We start from the raw sequence: 15,508 nt of genomic DNA, 5'->3' as shown, positions 1-15,508 counted from the left end.
GCTAGTCCGAACTTTAGCACATGCCGACGAATTGTCGCGTAGGGGACGTCTTCCAAGAATTCTTTGACGTAGCGATAGATGCTTTTGCGTCAAAAGAGACGTCTAAGCTGGCGATCGACAACAGCATTCAACAACATCGCAATCGTGGAGAACCAGAGGATGTGGCGAGGCAATCAAAGCTCTATATCCGCTGAGAGCCAGCTCCAGATCCCACACGGTGCAGAACGGTCGCACATCAACAAGTCTTCGCGCTGGATAACTGCAAAGCCTCATCTCAAGTCACTCTTTACATTACTGCTGACTGGCCGCCTGCGGCTCATCCCACAAGTCGAGACTTATCCGCGTGTTGTTGCATTCGCCCAGACCTATGCAGGGCGTGTGGCCCTGTTATGCATATTCGGACTTTTGCTCTTCCCCACAAAATACCCGTGGCAATTCATGGTCGTGGGGACTGCTGCTTGCGCCTATGCTGGACAGTACCGTCGCTGGGCTTTGACCGCCATTACCCTCCTGTTTCTAGGCTTTCAATCATATAAGTTAGGGAATTTCACCGTCTTAGCTTCCGTTTTGGCATTTTCCGCAGGTCTGACTTTCCTAACCTGCCGCTTCCGCCAGTTCCTGGTCTTCCGCTGGCCGGTCTTATCCCTGCATGTCTTGGTCATGGCCCTGGTGATGGTTGCCGCGACAGGGGTTCTCAACGGCACTGCTCAAGGCTTGCTGTGGCCGTTCTTGTTCGCACTGTGCGGGTCCTTCTTTTTCCTTGCGTATGCCCTGCGTGACCAGGGCAACAAGGATCGATGGCCTGTTCTCGCTCAACTCGGAACTATCCACCCTTTTTGGGGAGGGACATCCACTCCCTTTGGAAAGGGGGCGGCGTACTTGCGAAAAGTGGAGGCCGCCTATGCAGACGATCTGGCAATCACTCAGATAAAGGCAGTGAAGCTGCTCGCGTGGGTCTACGTCTTGAAGGCTATATCCGTTGCGTTCGGTTATGTGTCTCACGATGCTATGCACATACCGTTCTACCAGGATGCATTCGAACGCCATGCAGCGGGTATGCCTTATCCATGGTATCTGTCTTCGCTGGCCCTGATCACGTACTTTTTTGAAGCCCTGATGGGTCTGGCGATCGCCGGTCATATGATCGTTGCGTGCGCCCGAATGGCTGGCTTCCGCCTGTTGAGAAATACTTACCGGCCCTTGGCGTCCCGCACCATCGCCGAGTTCTGGAACAGGTATTATTTCTATTTCAAAGAACTGCTTGTGGAGTTCTATTATTATCCGACGTTCTTCCAATGCTTCAAGCGGCACAAGCGGATCCGGCTTCTCTTCGCGACCTTCATGGCGGCAGGCGTCGGAAATGCTTTCTATCATTTCATCCGCGACATTGAATACGTGCAGAGCATGGGCTTGTTGAATGCCGTCGCGGGATACCAGACATACCTATTCTATTGCGTGGTGCTCTCAGCGGGGATCGGTCTTTCCCAACTGCGGCCACGCAAGGATCCGGCGACCATGAATGCGTTCCGCAGACATGTGCTCGCCCCGTTAGGGGTCGCAACGTTCTTCTGCATACTTCTCATCTTCAGCGATGAAGATCGTCAGTACTCCCTGGCCCAACATTTCTCCTTCCTGTTCCATCTCTTTGGGGGTTAGTCATGGATGCAAGCGTGCGTGAGAAGCTTCGAGCTTTCGTCAGAGAACGGCTGCCGGAAAGTAGAAGTCGGCACCCTTTCGATGACTCCGATTCATTGTTCTTATCCGGGCAACTAAGTTCATACGACGCGGTCGAACTCATCCTGTTTATGGAGGCTGAGTTCGGGATCGACTTGGCTGGCGCCGACTTCGACCAGATGCTGCTTGATACGATCAACTCGATCACGCAACTCGTCGGCACCTACGGCAATAAAGGCCTCCTCGCCGCCGGAAGCGGTACCGGGATAGGCCTGCCATAGACGCTGCCCGGACAAAGAATCCACGTACGGAACCAATGCGATGAGCTATCTCGTCCATCACCTCGTTCAAAGCGCAGCACACCGTCATGCTAGACGTCCTGCAGTGAGCTACCAGGGGCGGTCTGTTGACTATGATGATCTTTGGCACCAGGTCGAAAGCATTGCGCGAGGTTTTTTCGAATTAGGGCTGAGGCGGGGAGAGCGCATCGGCATCTACTTGGAGAAGCGCATCGAGACAGTGATCTCTATTTTCGCCACGGCCGCTGCAGGATGCGTCTTCGTTCCAATCAATCCGATCCTGAGATCGCGGCAGGTCGCCTATATTCTGAGCGACTGCAATATACGCCTCTTGGTGACGTCACAAGCACGGGCTGCCGAGCTGGCGGAAGACTTGGCGACATGCCCTGATCTCGTGTTTGTCTTGACGGTTGACGGTGTGGGGCCTGCACAGAATGGCATCAGACCCACTATGGTGACATGGGACGAGGCCTCCGCAATCCGAAAGGACGGCCCGCTTGGCCAGATGATTGACAGCGATATGGCAGCGATCCTGTACACGTCCGGGAGTACAGGGAAACCCAAGGGCGTCGTGCTGTCCCACCGCAATATCGTGGCAGGCGCAAGAAGTGTGAGTTCCTATCTAGAGAACTGTGCTGATGACCGGATTTTGTCTGTCCTTCCCCTCAGCTTCGATGCCGGTTTGAGCCAGCTCACAACCGCATTCGCGGTGGGTGCTTGCGTGGTCCTTCACAATTACATGTTGCCCGGATCAGTGGTGCGGGCATGTGCAGAGGAAGAGATTACCGGCATCGTCGGCGTGCCCCCGCTCTGGATCCAGCTTGCGGAGCTTGATTGGCCGCAAGCTGCCACCCAGAACATCCGCTATTTCGCCAATACAGGCGGCCGCATGCCACGCGCCGTGCTCGACCGTTTGAGGGCTGTGCTGCCGAAGGCAAGACCCTACCTGATGTATGGCCTGACCGAGGCGTTCCGATCAACCTATCTCGATCCGGCAGAGATCGACCGTCGCCCGGATTCGATCGGCAAGGCCATTCCTAACGCAGAGATCCTCGTCGTCCGTCCTGATGGCACTCTGTGTGAGCCCGACGAGGAAGGCGAACTGGTACATCGCGGCGCACTCGTATCAATGGGCTACTGGAACGACCCCGAGCGCACCGCAGAGCGCTTCAGACCGGCGCCGGGACAGACATCTCGGTTGTGCCTGTCGGAAATAGCAGTCTGGTCGGGCGACCGCGTTCGCCGCGACACCGAAGGTTTCCTGTATTTTGTCGGCCGTCAGGACGAAATGATCAAGACCTCCGGGTATCGTGTCAGCCCGACAGAAGTCGAAGAGTTCCTTTATTCCACCGGGGACGTCGGCGCTGCGGCCGCACTCGGTGTTCCTCATCCCCGACTGGGCCAAGCCATCGTGGTGGTTGCAACACCGCCCAGCGATGGACAGTTGGATAAAGACACGCTCCTGCGCAAATGCCGCCGCGGCATGCCTCAGTACATGGTGCCACTTACAGTTGTCGAGCGGGAGGAGCTGCCCCGAAATTCAAACGGGAAGATCGATCGAAAGCTTTTGGCAACCGAGTTCATCAACGCGTTTGAGTGAGGTATTGGATGAATGAAACAAGGCCTGAGATGCACCCGACCATCAGCACCTTTGCAAGGCATGATGGCTGCCTCCATGTTGGGGGAGTTCCCCTCACCCGGCTCGCTGATCGGGTCGGACAAACACCCTTCTTCGTCTATGATCGCTCGCTACTCAATCGACGAATCCAAGCTCTACGCACGCACCTTCCTGATGAAGTTGCGCTTCACTACGCCATAAAGGCCAATCCAATGCCTGCAGTTGTTCAGCACCTGGCTGGCTTGGTTGATGGCTTCGACGTGGCATCTGGCCTGGAACTTAAGACGGCGCTGGATACACCGATGCCTGCCGAGCACATCGGATTTGCCGGACCTGGTAAGTCGGTGGAGGAACTTGCACAGGCCGTCGCAGCCGATGTGGTCATTGAGGTGGAGTCCCTGGGCGAGATTGGCAGGATCGCTGAATTGGCCAGACGTCAACGCTTGCGCCCGCGCATCGCCATACGCGTCAACCCCGATTTCGAGTTGAAAGGCGCAGGCATGCGCATGGGCGGTGGGCCGCGCCAGTTCGGTATCGACGCTGAGCAGGTCCCGCAGGCGATGATCGTGGTCGCCCACTCGGATCTCGAGTTCATTGGCTTTCACATCTTCGCCGGCTCGCAGAACTTGCGCTCAGATATTCTGCAGCAGGTGCAAGAGCAAACTATCGATCTGGCGATTGCCTTGTCCCAGCATGCCTCCGCGCCAGTCCGCTACCTTAATATCGGCGGTGGGTTTGGCATTCCTTATTTCACCTCCGACACGCCCCTCGACGTACATTCAGTCGGCAAGAATCTCGGACGGCTGATCCGCGAGCGCCTGAGGCCGGCGTTGCCTGAGGCTCGGGTGATCATGGAACTTGGTCGCTATGTTGTAGGCGAGGCTGGATTGTATGTGACCCGCATCATTGATCGCAAGGTGTCGCGGGGTCAGATTTTTCTGGTCACCGACGGTGGCCTCCATCATCAACTGGCCGCATCAGGCAACTTTGGCCAATTGATTCGGCGCAACTATCCCGTCGCCATAGGCAACCGTATGGACCAGCCAGAAAAAGAGAAAGTGAGCATCGTCGGCTGCTTGTGCACCCCGCTTGATTTACTTGCAGATCGAGAGTACCTGCCAACTGCGGAGGTTGGCGATCTCATAGTTGTCTTCCAGTCTGGCGCCTATGGTCTGACAGCCAGTCCTGTCAACTTCTTAAGTCACCCCCTTCCCCCTGAAATTCTGGTTTAAGAACTGCATAGACCCCGGCCATCCGAGCTCTAACCAATGTCTCCATGCGGTTGGGACCTGTCGCGTCCGGCGCAGCGGCACTCGAAGCCCTGTCTCTCACGGAGGGAACCAAGCGACAGCACCGGAAGACTTTCGGCGTTGAAATGGAGACTTACGGTATTCTCATGGCGGCCGATTAATGCCCGACTCCGCAACCCAAGTCGTTCTCCTTGAAAGCAGTGAGCGAATTTCGCCGTATGATTATTGCCTCGGGGACTGCCACATCACTTACTTTCGCTCGGCTGCATCGTTCCGCTCGTCGTATGCCCGTTCAGCAGGCGACAAGATCAGTGTGACCGAACCCCTTGGAGTAGTCGAGGACAGAGATGACTGTTGGCGTCACTCGGAAAATGCGGACCTGTTCAGCAGTCGGCATGGGCCCCGGCAGGGAGACTTGCTCCGGGTATTTCAATGGCAGCATCTGCAAGACCCTGTCTGCTTCAGCCCGATCCACCACTGCCTGAGCGCGGGCCGCCATGGAAAGTCCAGTGATTTCCATTATTTGCGCCGTATCGTGGTCGATGGCCAGGGACACGCGATCGTCTCTAGCCAGATTGGTCGCCTTCTGGCTATCCAGTCCACAGAGGAAGTAAAGAGTGAGGCCTTCGCTTACATAACCGACGGTCGTGGCTTGCGGCCAACCGTCAGGCCTGAGTGTGGCAATCGTCATGATCCGGTGCTGAGACAACAACGCCAAGATCTTCTTTCTGAGCTGTTCGTCCATCGGATATCTCCACGATCATCGCAGTTTGATCATAACTGCCGCAGGTCGCTTGGCATTGATGCACCTCAAGCGAACGACGTCGCGCAACCAAGCATCAGACCCAACCTGAGCGCCTCTCCGAAAATCGGACAGTGACGGAAGCTAAGATGTGAAGTCCGCAGGTCTCCAAGGACGAGCAGCCAGTCCCTTCAGCACTGCGTCGGCGCTGGAGCGCAATCGCCCGCATCGGGGTCGACTGGATGACAGATCGACATGAAGGTGATGACCTGCCTGGCTGCTTGTAACAACGAGGCCATTTACTGACATCTCCCTATGCTCATTACCAATGACATAGATCCGATATATCCAATTTTTACAAATTTATACTAAGCCCAACAAATCGCCCTTTCTATTCTGTCGCTCACCGCCGCTCACTGCTTGGCCGAAGCCCAAAGAACAAGGCCAGTCCAGAGGAATCCCAGAACATGCGTGACCTTCAACAGCCCGGCCGTTCCGCCGTCCGGGCCATGGACGGCCTGGTGGCAACGTCCCACCCGCTTTCCTCGCTGGCTGCGATCGATATGCTCCGCTCCGGCGGCAACGCCATGGATGCCGCCGTCTGCGCGGCCGCAGTGCAAGCTGTCGTGGAACCGCAGTCGACCGGCATCGGCGGCGACTGTTTCGTGCTCTTTGCGCCGAGCGGTAACGACAAGGTCATCGGCTTCAACGGTTCCGGCAGGTCGCCGGCCAGCGCGACGCTCGACTGGTACCTCGACAACGGTTTTGCGGAAATCCCCGACCTTGGCGCCCATGCGGTGACGGTTCCGGGCGCCATCGATGCCTGGTGCCGGCTGCTGGAGGATCACGGGCGCAAAGGCATCGACGCGGCGTTGGCGCCGGCCATCCGCTATGCGGAGGAAGGCTATGTCATTCTGGATCGCGTCGCATTCGACTGGGACGACGCCGTGCCGAGGCTGAGATCCGATCCGACGGCCGCCCGCATCTTTCTGAAGAGCGGCGAGCCGCTACGGCCGGGTGACGTCCACCGTCAGCCTGAACTCGCCGCAACCATGCGCACCATCGCCGCCAAGGGCCGCGCCGGCTTCTACGAAGGCGAAGTTGCCGACGATCTCGTGCGTCGCCTGAAAGAGCTTGGCGGCCACCACACGCTGGGCGATTTCGGCGCCACGACGGGCGACTATGTCGAGCCAGTGAAGACGCATTACCGCGGCCTCGATATCCATCAGATGCCCCCCAACAATCAGGGCCTGACCGCGCTTCTGATGCTCAACATATTGTCGGGCTTCGAGCTTTCCAAGCTCGACCCCAATGGTGCCGACCGGCTGCACCTGGAGATCGAGGCGGGGCGCCTCGCTTATCACGACCGGGACGCGTTCGTCGGCGATCCTGCGCTGGTGCACGTGCCCGTCGCCGAATTGCTTGCCCCTGCCTATGCCGCACGACTCGCGACCTCTATCCAGGCGGACCGCGCGATGACGCACCTGCCCCGGGTCCGCCTGCCCGGAAGCGACACCGTCTATATCTCGGTTGTCGACCGCGACCGCAACGCCGTGAGCTTCATCAATTCCACATACGAATCCTTCGGCAGCGGCGTCGTCGGCCCGAAGTCGGGCGTCGTGCTTCAGAATCGCGGCCGCAGCTTTCGTCTCGTGCGCGACCATCCCAATGCGATCGCACCCGGCAAGCGCCCGATGCATACGATCATGCCTGGCATGGCGACAGCCAACGGGCGCGCGATCATGCCATTCGGCGTCATGGGCGGCTCCTACCAGCCTGTCGGCCATGTCCATGTGCTGAGCAACCTGCTCGATTTCGGCATGGACCCGCAGGAGGCCATCGACGCGCCGCGGGTATACCACAACGACGGAAAGGTGGCCGTTGAACGCAGTGTGCCGTCGGCAACCGTCGAAGGTCTGCGCCGCTTGGGCCATGACGTGATGCCGGCTGTCGAACCTCTCGGAGGCGGACAGTTGGTCTGGATCGATTGGGAGAACGGCACGCTCACCGGAGCATCGGATCCCCGCAAGGACGGTTGCGCGATCGGATATTGATCGCGACGTCTCTGAAGGGGCCGGAAGCTGCCTGTCCCGTTCCGGGCGGCATAGATTGATTAACTGACGTCGCCACGTTTTCCAGGGGATTGCCTGACGCGGACTCTTCTAGGCGTAGAACTCCGCGTCCGTCGCCTCGATGCCTTCCAACGCCAGCTCAAGCTGCTCGATCGAGGTTTCGATCTTCTCCGATGAGGCACCGAAGCGGGCCCGCCTCAGAACGGCAAGCTGAGCCTTCAGCTTCTCGATCAACGTGTCGCGCGAGCGTAACCTCTGGCTTGACGCGCCAGTTTCTCGGCTTGCGCGGCAATGATCGCGCGTAGGCTCTCGACGTCTTCCGGCAGCTCGGAAAGGCTCTGCTACATGGCCGGAATGTATAGCTGATTTGACCGCTGCTCACCAGCTATCACAGTGGAAAGGTTGAGCTTTTTTCCTCATGCGGTGCGCTTCGGCGCAGCGGTCCAGGACGGCCGCCGCCAGTCGATTCCATCCCATAGCATCGCCAGTTGCGCCGCCGTCAGCCGGGCCGCTCCATCGGCAGCCGAAGGCCACGGAAAGCGGCCTTGCTCCAGGACCTTGTAGTGGAGGCAAAATCCCTGGCCGTCTCAGAATAGAAACTTGATGCTGTTGCCGCGACAGCCGCGAAAGACGAATACCGATCCGGACGCTGGCGTTTGCCGCAGCACCGTCTGCACCAGTGCCGTCAATCCGTCCATCCCCTTGCGCATGTCAGTCACCCCACAGGCGAGATAGACGCGCGCATTCGCCCCTGGACCTACCATGCTTCTTCCACCGACCGGATTAGCGCCTTCAGTGTTCCTGGCGCAATCGAGGCATCGATCTTCAGGATGCGGCCGCCCTTGCAGCCGATCTCAATGCGCGACGGCTTTGTCGGACGTTTCGCTGTGACCTTCTCCACTGCTGCAGTTCGATACGCTTGCCGGGCGACGAATTCCTCGACCTGTGTGAGTCGGCCCTGACGTTTATGCGTGACGGGATCGTCGCCATCATCCACTAGGATTACAAGGCTCGCGGCGGCGGAGATCATGAGCTGCCCGGTGGAAGACCATTTGCAAGCCATTGTCACCCTCTTCTCGCTGGTCAATCCCGTGGTCTGCGCGACGATATTCACCTGGCCTGACTGCCGGACGGACGGGGGCGCAGCGCGCTTCAAATGCTACAAGGGTGATCCTGACCATCGCCATGGTCCTGATCATCGCGGCGCTTGAATACTCGACATCTCTCACCGCTCGCGAAACGATGTATTCAGATTGGATACTAACGGTCCGAGAAGATAATTGAGTGCCGAACGCCCTTCCGTCGTAATCATGACGCTTGCAGGCATACCGGGGTACAGCTGGATGTTTGGGCTTGCTGACAGTTCATTCGCATCTACATCAACGGTCACCGCATAATAGGGAATCTGGCTCCGTTCATCAGTGAGACGGTCGGCGGAAATGCTTGTTACTTGTCCATGGATGATAGGAAGTATCTTCTGCTTGTACGACGTAAAGTGAACCTCCGCTTCCATTCCAGGCTTCACGTCAGTGACGTCTTCGACCCTGATCCGCGCCTCGACAGTCAGAGGTGACTTGTCTGGGACAATCTCAAGCAGCGTCTCGCCAGGGCGAACCACCTGGCCATCGTTGAAGAATTTCAGGTCCACAATGATTCCGTCGGCAGGGGAGCGGACCTCCGTGTTTTCTAATGTGACTCTTGCAGCTTCGAGGCGCGGCGTTATCTCGGCCAGGCGAGTTCGGACTTCCCGAAGCTCGCGAGCGATGTCTCTTTTTCGCTCGCTCGACAGATTTTCAATCTGGGCCTGGACCTCTGCAATGGATTGGCGCGTTACATCGGCGGATGTAAATTGCGCCTCCAGTTCGCCACGTACCTGGCTCTCCGCGCGCAACAATTCGTTGAGGCGTGTCCTAGTCGAAAGACCTTTTTTTACCAAGCGCTCCTGAAGTTCGCGCTCAGCCGCAAAGCTTTGCAGTCGTTCATTGAGGGCATGCTTCTGCGCCTCATTTCCCTCCAGTTGCATCTGGAACTGAAGCACTTTCTTACGCAGCACCTCGCGCTCGCCCGCCAGGGCTGAGCGACGGATGTTGAATTCATCAACCTGTTCCTGAAGGATATCAGAAGCGGCGGAATCCTCTGGCCCGACAATGCTTTCGGGTAAGGACCAGGTCTCCGCTTCCGTTGCTTCAGCCACGAGGCGCGCTTCCAGGGCGAGAAGCTGCATTTGCTGCTTTTCGAGAATTGCGACCTGCGCTTTCGCCTGTGTGTCGTCCAGGACAACGAGCAGGTCGCCTTGCCGAACATGGCTACCTTCCCACACGCCCAGTCGCCGGATCGTGCCGCCGTCGAGATGCTGAATACTTTTGCGATTGCCCTGGACCTTGACCAATCCTTCACCGATAACGGCCGCATTCAGTGGTGCAAAAGCGGCCCAGGTGCCAAGGCATCCGAAAAAGCCCAAAATGATGAGCCAGCCAGTCCGGGCTACAGGATGAAAATCGTCGTCCGGGCGGAGCGTTGTGGGTTGCGCCTCCTGCCGCAACGCTGAATGGGTGAGGACGGCGCCGCTCATTCGGCCTCTCTAAGGGAAGGTGGCGCGGAATTGTTGACGTGGATGACCTTGATGCTCGGCTTGGCATTTACCTGCGGTGGGGCCAAGAAGCGGCGCATCAGATCGTCCCGCTCGCCGAACGCCTCCACCAGGCCATCCTTTACCACCAGCAATTTGTCCACGGCGGCAATCGTCGCAACCCTATGCGAGATGATGACTACGGTGCACCCCTGTTCCTTTAGACGCCGAATGCATTCGGCCAGCGCCAGATCGCCGACCGTATCGAGGTTCGAGCTGGGTTCATCGAGAACTACGAGATTCGGGAGGCCATAGATGGCGCGCGCCAAGCCTATGCGCTGGCGCGTACCGCCCGACAGCATGGCACTACCCGGACCAATTCGCGTGTCGTAGCCTTGCGGAAGTTGCAGGATCAGTTCGTGCACGCCTGCCATCTTAGCCGCCTCGACGATCAGATGATCCTCCCCCGCCTCGAAGCGGCAGATGTTGGCAGCGATCGTATCGGGAAACAGCTCGATGTCTTGCGGCATATAGCCAAGATAGCGGCCAAGCTGGGATTTTGGCCACCGGGCGATGTTGGCTCCGTCAAGCCGGACAACACCAACAGATGGCCGAGCGACTCCCATCAGCAGGCGGGCCAGCGTCGATTTACCAGCGCCGGATGGTCCGATCACGCCGAGGGCCTCGCCCGCTTCAAGTCGAAAGGACACTCCTTTGAGAATGGGCTTCTGTGAGCCAGCGGCGGCGAACGCCACATTTTCCACGCTGAGCGCTCCCCTGGGCCTTGGCAGAAGGAGGCTCGATCTTTCTGGCGGAACGGTCGCCAGCAACTGGTCGATGCGCGCATAGGCATCCCGGGCGGAAACGAAGCTGCGCCAATGCGCCACCACCTGCTCGACCGGCTGGAGCGCACGCCCCAGCAGCATGGACCCGGCAAACATGATGCCGGCGGTGGCCATGCGCTCGATGACAAGAAAGGCGCCCAGCCCCAAGACGATCGATTGCATCGACATTCTGATGAACTTGATTACCCCGCCGACAAAGCCGCCGCGGTCCCCTGCGAGCAATTGGCGGTGAAGCATGAGGTTGCGGTCATCGGACCAGCGGACGATCAGGCTGCGCGCCATCCCCATCGCATTGACGGCTTCGGCGTTGCGCAGGCTGACATCGGTGAATGCATAATTGCGGTTCGAGGCGTCGCCCGCCTCGCTGAGGGCCTTGCGAAGGATCAGTTCGTTGATGAAGGCAAGTGTTCCGATCACCATCGCCCCGCCCAGGGCGAATACGCCAAGCAGGGGATGAAGGAGAAACAGGACGATCAGGTAAATTGGCACCCACGGCAGGTCGAACACCGCCTGAATGCCGCCACCGGTGGCGAATTGCCGGATCGTATCCAGATCGCGCAATGGTTGGCTGCGGCTCTCCGGCCGCTCCAGCGAGGCCAGCAGGATCCGTTGCGACAGAAGCGTATCCATTCGGATGCCCGCTCGGCTGAGAATGCGCCCGCGCACCATGTCCAGCCCGACCAGGCAGATATAGGCGAGCAGCAGTATTAGGCTCAGCATGACCAGCGTGGTCACGCTGCCGCTGGACATGACGCGGTCGTAGACCTGAAGCATGTAGATCGGCCCAGCCAAGTACAGCAGATTAACCGCAAAACTGAACAGGCCCGCGACAAAATAATAATGCCGCAATTGATAGGCGACGCCCCTTAACTCCGGATTCCTGATCATCACCGCCCGCTACGTCCCAGCCAATTCCTATGTGAGACTTGCGGGGAATTGGCCATACACAAACAGCGGCACCGGCCGCCGATCAACGGAGAAGGCCGCTGCCGCCCTTCTCGACCAAAAAGGAGGGCGCTCGTGCGCCCTCCGATCGCTTTTCGGACGCTATCTCAGGCCCAGTGCCAGTAGTCGTAGGTGTAATCCACGCGGACCGTTACACTGTCGGTCGGGTCGGCCTGGCCGTTGAAGCCAACGTTGTAGTCTATCTTATTATCGTTTAGGGCGGAGGCCGACAGGGCGCTGGTGTCTGTAGGGCTGTCTTCCGTTAGATTGATGGTCTTCGTGAAATCGACACCTGCGCCAGCTTTGGAGTCTACCCAATCTACCACGTTGACCTTTTGATTACCCGTCAAGCCGCTTTGAGTCGCCGTTAGCGTGCCGCCAGTAGCTGTGAAATCAAAACCGCCATCCGCAGCCTCAGAGAATTTCAGCTCCAAGACATTGTGGTTGATGTTTCCGCCCCCGGTCGTCGAATCTGACCGAAGGTGCGTCTGCTCGACATGAAAGCTACCATGTTCCTGGTAGATGTCTTTGGTCCCCTCGATATGGATATAGGCCGTATTCGATATCGTATGCCCTTGGCCGTCGTCGATGTTGTAGGTGAGCGACAGTTCCCGGTGCTCGCCAACCCTCAGATCGTCCAGATCAATGTGGTTCTGGTCAATGATCAGTTTTCCGCCGACGATCGTAATGTAGTCGGGCATGTCGATTGGCTTGTTGTCCTTGTCGAAGAACTGATAGCCGCCTGTGGAAAGAACGTCGCCGTCCGGATCCTTTGCCTGTGCGTCCTCAATCAGGTCCACAACCTTGAGATCTTCCACGTGCCTGTTGTCGACGTGGTGATTGGCGTCGTAGGTCGACTGAGTCTCCGTGGCATTGACATAAATCTTATCAGCGGTCGGCGCCCCATTCGGCTTGGGCGGGTTCGACCAGTCAGAACTGTACCCGTCCGGCTCATGCGAGGACGTGTAGAACTCGCGCGTATGGAACTGGCCGTTCTTCCCGGAGTCCTTCCAGGTTTCGGTATCGAGGCCGCCAAGCATGTCTTTGATCGAAATCGTCACCCCGTTCACCACAACCACGGGGTTGGGGGCTTTCATCGCGCTGCCGTCGACGGGGCCAATCTTGCTCTGTGCGGAGCTCTGCAGATCATCAAGCTTGAATTTGCCCTCCGAGATCGCTTTAACAACGGCCTTGGCGTCCTCGACACTGGCACCCGATTTCCAGTAAATATAGCCAACATAGTCTGCGAGCCCCTTTAGTTCCGTCGAAAGCCAGGCCTCGTAGCTTTTTGAGAGCTGTCCCTGAATAGACGCATTACTCTTATCATCATACCAATCTGTGAACGAAAACCCCATAATCCCCACCCTTAAAGACCAATCCGCACCGCGATTGTTGAGACAAGCGGCCTTAACACTTTTTTAGCTATACTATTCGTGAAATGTGCGTCAACACCATTACGGGTTATTGCTTAATTTCTGGCGCCTCGCTGAATATCGGGTGGAACGGAATTTCGAGGAGGTGTAATCAGCTTCCTCGCGGTCCTGTTGCAAATTGGCAAGATGAGACGAGGCAGCTTTCCGCTGATCGGCGATGGCCTTGAGCTGCTCCTTCGGGATTGAAGGCGGAACGACCTCAGCGCTTTCGCACCATAGGCACCTTCTTGATGCCAGCCGACGCGAATGATTTGAGCCGACCATGGGTGCCAGAACGGTGCGGGTCGGCGGCTAGAGCGCCAGGATGTCGGGTGGTCCCGGAATCACCTGCATCGACGTCGGATCAGCCGATCCGACCTTCCTTGCAATCTGCCAGATCGCTTTCTATCTTCAGAAACCCGCGAGCGGATGACTACTGTCTGCGAACCTGACCACCGGTAATCATTTTGGACGAGATGGGTGTCAGCGCTACGGTGTCATAGGCGTAAGTGGACGCGCATGGCGTCGATGCCGGCTTTTCTTGCGTCCAGCAAGTCGTCAAGCCATGTGGGCAGACACATGGGCTGCGGTCGGCGGCACATGTCCTGCGGTTACATCTTTTCCCCGATGCACCACCCACACATTGCGGAAGCGAAATTCGTTTCGCGGGCTGTACACTGGCGGCGACTACAAGGGCTGCCAGATGCAACAATTTCGGCGTTTCGAGAACTCGGCTCGTCTGAAGCAGCGATCGCACACGTTGATTCCCGGCGGCTGCCATACCTACGCAAAGGGCGATGACCAGTATCCCGTACTTGCTCCGGGCTTCATAGAACGCGGTTCCGGCTGCCGCGTCTGGGACGTCGACGGCAACCAGTACATCGAGTACGGCATGGGCAACCGCGCGGTCGGTCTCGGCCATGCCTATCCTCCCGTGCTGAGGGCGGTGGAAAAAGCTCTTCATGACGGCTGCAACTTCACGCGTCCGACGAGGATCGAGGTCGAGTGCGCGGAAACGTTTCTGGACCTCGTTCCGGGCGCCGAAATGGTGAAGTTCTGCAAGGATGGCTCCCATGCGACATCGGGCGCGGTCCGCCTTGCGCGAGCCTATACGGGCCGGGACCTTGTTGCGTGTTGTGCCGACCACCCCTTCTTCTCCACCGACGACTGGTTCATCGGCACCACAGCGATGAACTCAGGGATTCCGGGCACTGTGAGGGGGCTGACAGTCACCTTCCGCTATAACGACCTCTCCAGTGTGAAGGAGCTGTTCGCAAGACACGCGGGCAAGATAGCGGCCCTGATACTCGAGCCCTCGCGCGTCGACGAGCCTCGAGACGGCTTCCTGCACGAGACGCAACGGCTATGCCGCGAGAACGGCGCGCTGCTTATCCTTGACGAAATGATCACCGGCTTCCGTTGGCACCTGGGCGGCGCGCAGGGTTCGTATGGGATCGAACCCGACCTTTCGACCTTCGGAAAGGCACTCGCGAACGGATTTTCCGTGTCGGCGCTGGCAGGCAGACGCGAATACATGCGGCTCGGCGGCTTGGAACACACTGATCGTCCAAGGGTTTTCCTTCTTTCCACGACACACGGAGCCGAAACCCATTCCCTCGCCGCTGCGATCGCCACAATGCGGACCTACCAGGCAGAACCGGTTATCGAGCACCTTTACAGGCAGGGGGAGAAACTGAGGGAAGGCATTGAAACATCGGCCCGGCGCCACGGGCTGGGCAACCATTTCAAGATCGTCGGACGCCCCTGCTGTCTGGCGTACGCGACGCTTGACGAAAACGGCCAGTCGTCGCAGGCATTCCGCACCCTTTTCCTGCAGGAAACGATCAGGCACGGCGTGTTGATGCCGTCGCTTGTCGTCAGCTACTCTCACGACGATGCGGCTGTCGCGCAAACTATTGACGCTGTTGACAAGGCGCTTGAGGTCTACGCGCGCGCGCTTGACGGCGGTGTCGAGCGTTTCCTGGTCGGACGTCCGTCCCAGCTAGTCTATCGCCGTTTCAATCAGATGGTGGATTCGCAGTAATCATCCCCACGAGCAAGTGAGCGGCAGGCAGCCAGGCA

General features: G+C 58.3%; 11 protein-coding genes and 2 pseudogenes. 6 read left to right on the top strand and 7 right to left on the bottom strand.

Features of this window, described 5'->3' with window-relative positions; genetic code table 11:
* Window positions 1-159: 159 nt before the first annotated feature.
* Genes ABLE86_RS04780 through ABLE86_RS04765 form a run of 4 tightly spaced genes read left to right on the top strand, consistent with a single transcriptional unit; the run spans window position 160 to window position 4,823 of the window.
* A complete protein-coding gene (locus tag ABLE86_RS04780) occupies window positions 160-1,656 on the top strand; it encodes a hypothetical protein (RefSeq protein WP_348777796.1) in 1,497 nt (498 codons plus the stop codon).
* A gap of 2 nt (window positions 1,657-1,658) precedes the next feature.
* Complete coding sequence (locus ABLE86_RS04775; RefSeq protein ID WP_348777795.1) at window positions 1,659-1,955, top strand: acyl carrier protein; 297 nt, start codon at window positions 1,659-1,661, stop codon at window positions 1,953-1,955.
* 40 nt (window positions 1,956-1,995) lie between these two features.
* Window positions 1,996-3,573: an acyl-CoA ligase (AMP-forming), exosortase A system-associated gene (locus tag ABLE86_RS04770; RefSeq protein WP_348777794.1), complete on the top strand. Its 1,578-nt coding sequence runs from the start codon at window positions 1,996-1,998 to the stop codon at window positions 3,571-3,573.
* A gap of 8 nt (window positions 3,574-3,581) precedes the next feature.
* Complete coding sequence (locus ABLE86_RS04765; RefSeq protein ID WP_348777793.1) at window positions 3,582-4,823, top strand: pyridoxal-dependent decarboxylase, exosortase A system-associated; 1,242 nt, start codon at window positions 3,582-3,584, stop codon at window positions 4,821-4,823.
* A gap of 310 nt (window positions 4,824-5,133) precedes the next feature.
* Here ABLE86_RS04765 and ABLE86_RS04760 read toward each other — a convergent pair whose 3' ends face one another.
* A complete protein-coding gene (locus tag ABLE86_RS04760; RefSeq protein WP_348777792.1) occupies window positions 5,134-5,586 on the bottom strand; it encodes a pyridoxamine 5'-phosphate oxidase family protein in 453 nt (150 codons plus the stop codon).
* 464 nt (window positions 5,587-6,050) lie between these two features.
* On the opposite strand from ABLE86_RS04760, the gene ggt reads away from it, so the two are divergent.
* Window positions 6,051-7,637 carry a gamma-glutamyltransferase gene (ggt, locus tag ABLE86_RS04755; protein ID WP_348777791.1) on the top strand — a complete coding sequence of 529 codons (1,587 nt, stop codon included), beginning with the start codon at window positions 6,051-6,053 and terminating at the stop codon, window positions 7,635-7,637.
* A gap of 132 nt (window positions 7,638-7,769) precedes the next feature.
* Here the strand turns inward: ggt and ABLE86_RS04750 are convergent.
* From ABLE86_RS04750 to ABLE86_RS04725, 6 genes and pseudogenes are all read right to left on the bottom strand, one after another.
* Window positions 7,770-7,981, bottom strand: a pseudogene (locus ABLE86_RS04750) (transposase); the annotation flags it as partial.
* 90 nt (window positions 7,982-8,071) lie between these two features.
* Window positions 8,072-8,419, bottom strand: a pseudogene (gene tnpB, locus ABLE86_RS04745) (IS66 family insertion sequence element accessory protein TnpB).
* Window positions 8,413-8,769, bottom strand: coding sequence for a hypothetical protein (locus ABLE86_RS04740; RefSeq protein ID WP_348777790.1), 357 nt, complete (start codon window positions 8,767-8,769; stop codon window positions 8,413-8,415). The pseudogene tnpB and the gene ABLE86_RS04740 overlap by 7 nt, the downstream one beginning before the upstream one ends.
* Before the next feature lie 111 nt (window positions 8,770-8,880).
* The gene (locus ABLE86_RS04735; RefSeq protein ID WP_348777789.1) at window positions 8,881-10,227 is read right to left on the bottom strand and encodes an HlyD family type I secretion periplasmic adaptor subunit; all 1,347 of its coding nucleotides are present in this window, start codon (window positions 10,225-10,227) and stop codon (window positions 8,881-8,883) included.
* The gene (locus ABLE86_RS04730; protein ID WP_348777788.1) at window positions 10,224-11,957 is read right to left on the bottom strand and encodes a type I secretion system permease/ATPase; all 1,734 of its coding nucleotides are present in this window, start codon (window positions 11,955-11,957) and stop codon (window positions 10,224-10,226) included. The genes ABLE86_RS04735 and ABLE86_RS04730 overlap by 4 nt, the downstream gene beginning before the upstream one ends.
* A gap of 164 nt (window positions 11,958-12,121) precedes the next feature.
* Window positions 12,122-13,369 (bottom strand): hypothetical protein, encoded by a 1,248-nt coding sequence (locus ABLE86_RS04725; RefSeq protein WP_348777787.1) that lies wholly within the window; start codon window positions 13,367-13,369, stop codon window positions 12,122-12,124.
* Window positions 13,370-14,129: 760 nt separating this feature from the next.
* On the opposite strand from ABLE86_RS04725, the gene ABLE86_RS04720 reads away from it, so the two are divergent.
* On the top strand, window positions 14,130-15,470 hold the full coding sequence (locus ABLE86_RS04720) for a glutamate-1-semialdehyde 2,1-aminomutase (protein WP_348777786.1): 1,341 nt from the start codon (window positions 14,130-14,132) through the stop codon (window positions 15,468-15,470).
* Window positions 15,471-15,508 lie beyond the last annotated feature (38 nt).

Origin of the sequence: Mesorhizobium sp. KR2-14 (assembly GCF_040049255.1) — a bacterium.
Lineage (GTDB): Bacteria > Pseudomonadota > Alphaproteobacteria > Rhizobiales > Rhizobiaceae > Pseudaminobacter.
The sequence above is the reverse complement of the archived record's forward strand: the minus strand, read 5'-3'. Positions and strand labels throughout refer to the sequence as shown.

Coding starts and splice junctions, on each gene's coding strand:
- ABLE86_RS04780 (WP_348777796.1), top strand. CDS start 160: ATGTGGCGAGGCAATCAAAGCTCTATATCCGCTGAGAGCCAGCTCCAG.
- ABLE86_RS04775 (WP_348777795.1), top strand. CDS start 1,659: ATGGATGCAAGCGTGCGTGAGAAGCTTCGAGCTTTCGTCAGAGAACGG.
- ABLE86_RS04770 (WP_348777794.1), top strand. CDS start 1,996: ATGAGCTATCTCGTCCATCACCTCGTTCAAAGCGCAGCACACCGTCAT.
- ABLE86_RS04765 (WP_348777793.1), top strand. CDS start 3,582: ATGAATGAAACAAGGCCTGAGATGCACCCGACCATCAGCACCTTTGCA.
- ABLE86_RS04760 (WP_348777792.1), bottom strand. CDS start 5,586: ATGGACGAACAGCTCAGAAAGAAGATCTTGGCGTTGTTGTCTCAGCAC.
- ggt (WP_348777791.1), top strand. CDS start 6,051: ATGCGTGACCTTCAACAGCCCGGCCGTTCCGCCGTCCGGGCCATGGAC.
- ABLE86_RS04735 (WP_348777789.1), bottom strand. CDS start 10,227: ATGAGCGGCGCCGTCCTCACCCATTCAGCGTTGCGGCAGGAGGCGCAA.
- ABLE86_RS04730 (WP_348777788.1), bottom strand. CDS start 11,957: ATGATCAGGAATCCGGAGTTAAGGGGCGTCGCCTATCAATTGCGGCAT.
- ABLE86_RS04725 (WP_348777787.1), bottom strand. CDS start 13,369: ATGGGGTTTTCGTTCACAGATTGGTATGATGATAAGAGTAATGCGTCT.
- ABLE86_RS04720 (WP_348777786.1), top strand. CDS start 14,130: ATGCAACAATTTCGGCGTTTCGAGAACTCGGCTCGTCTGAAGCAGCGA.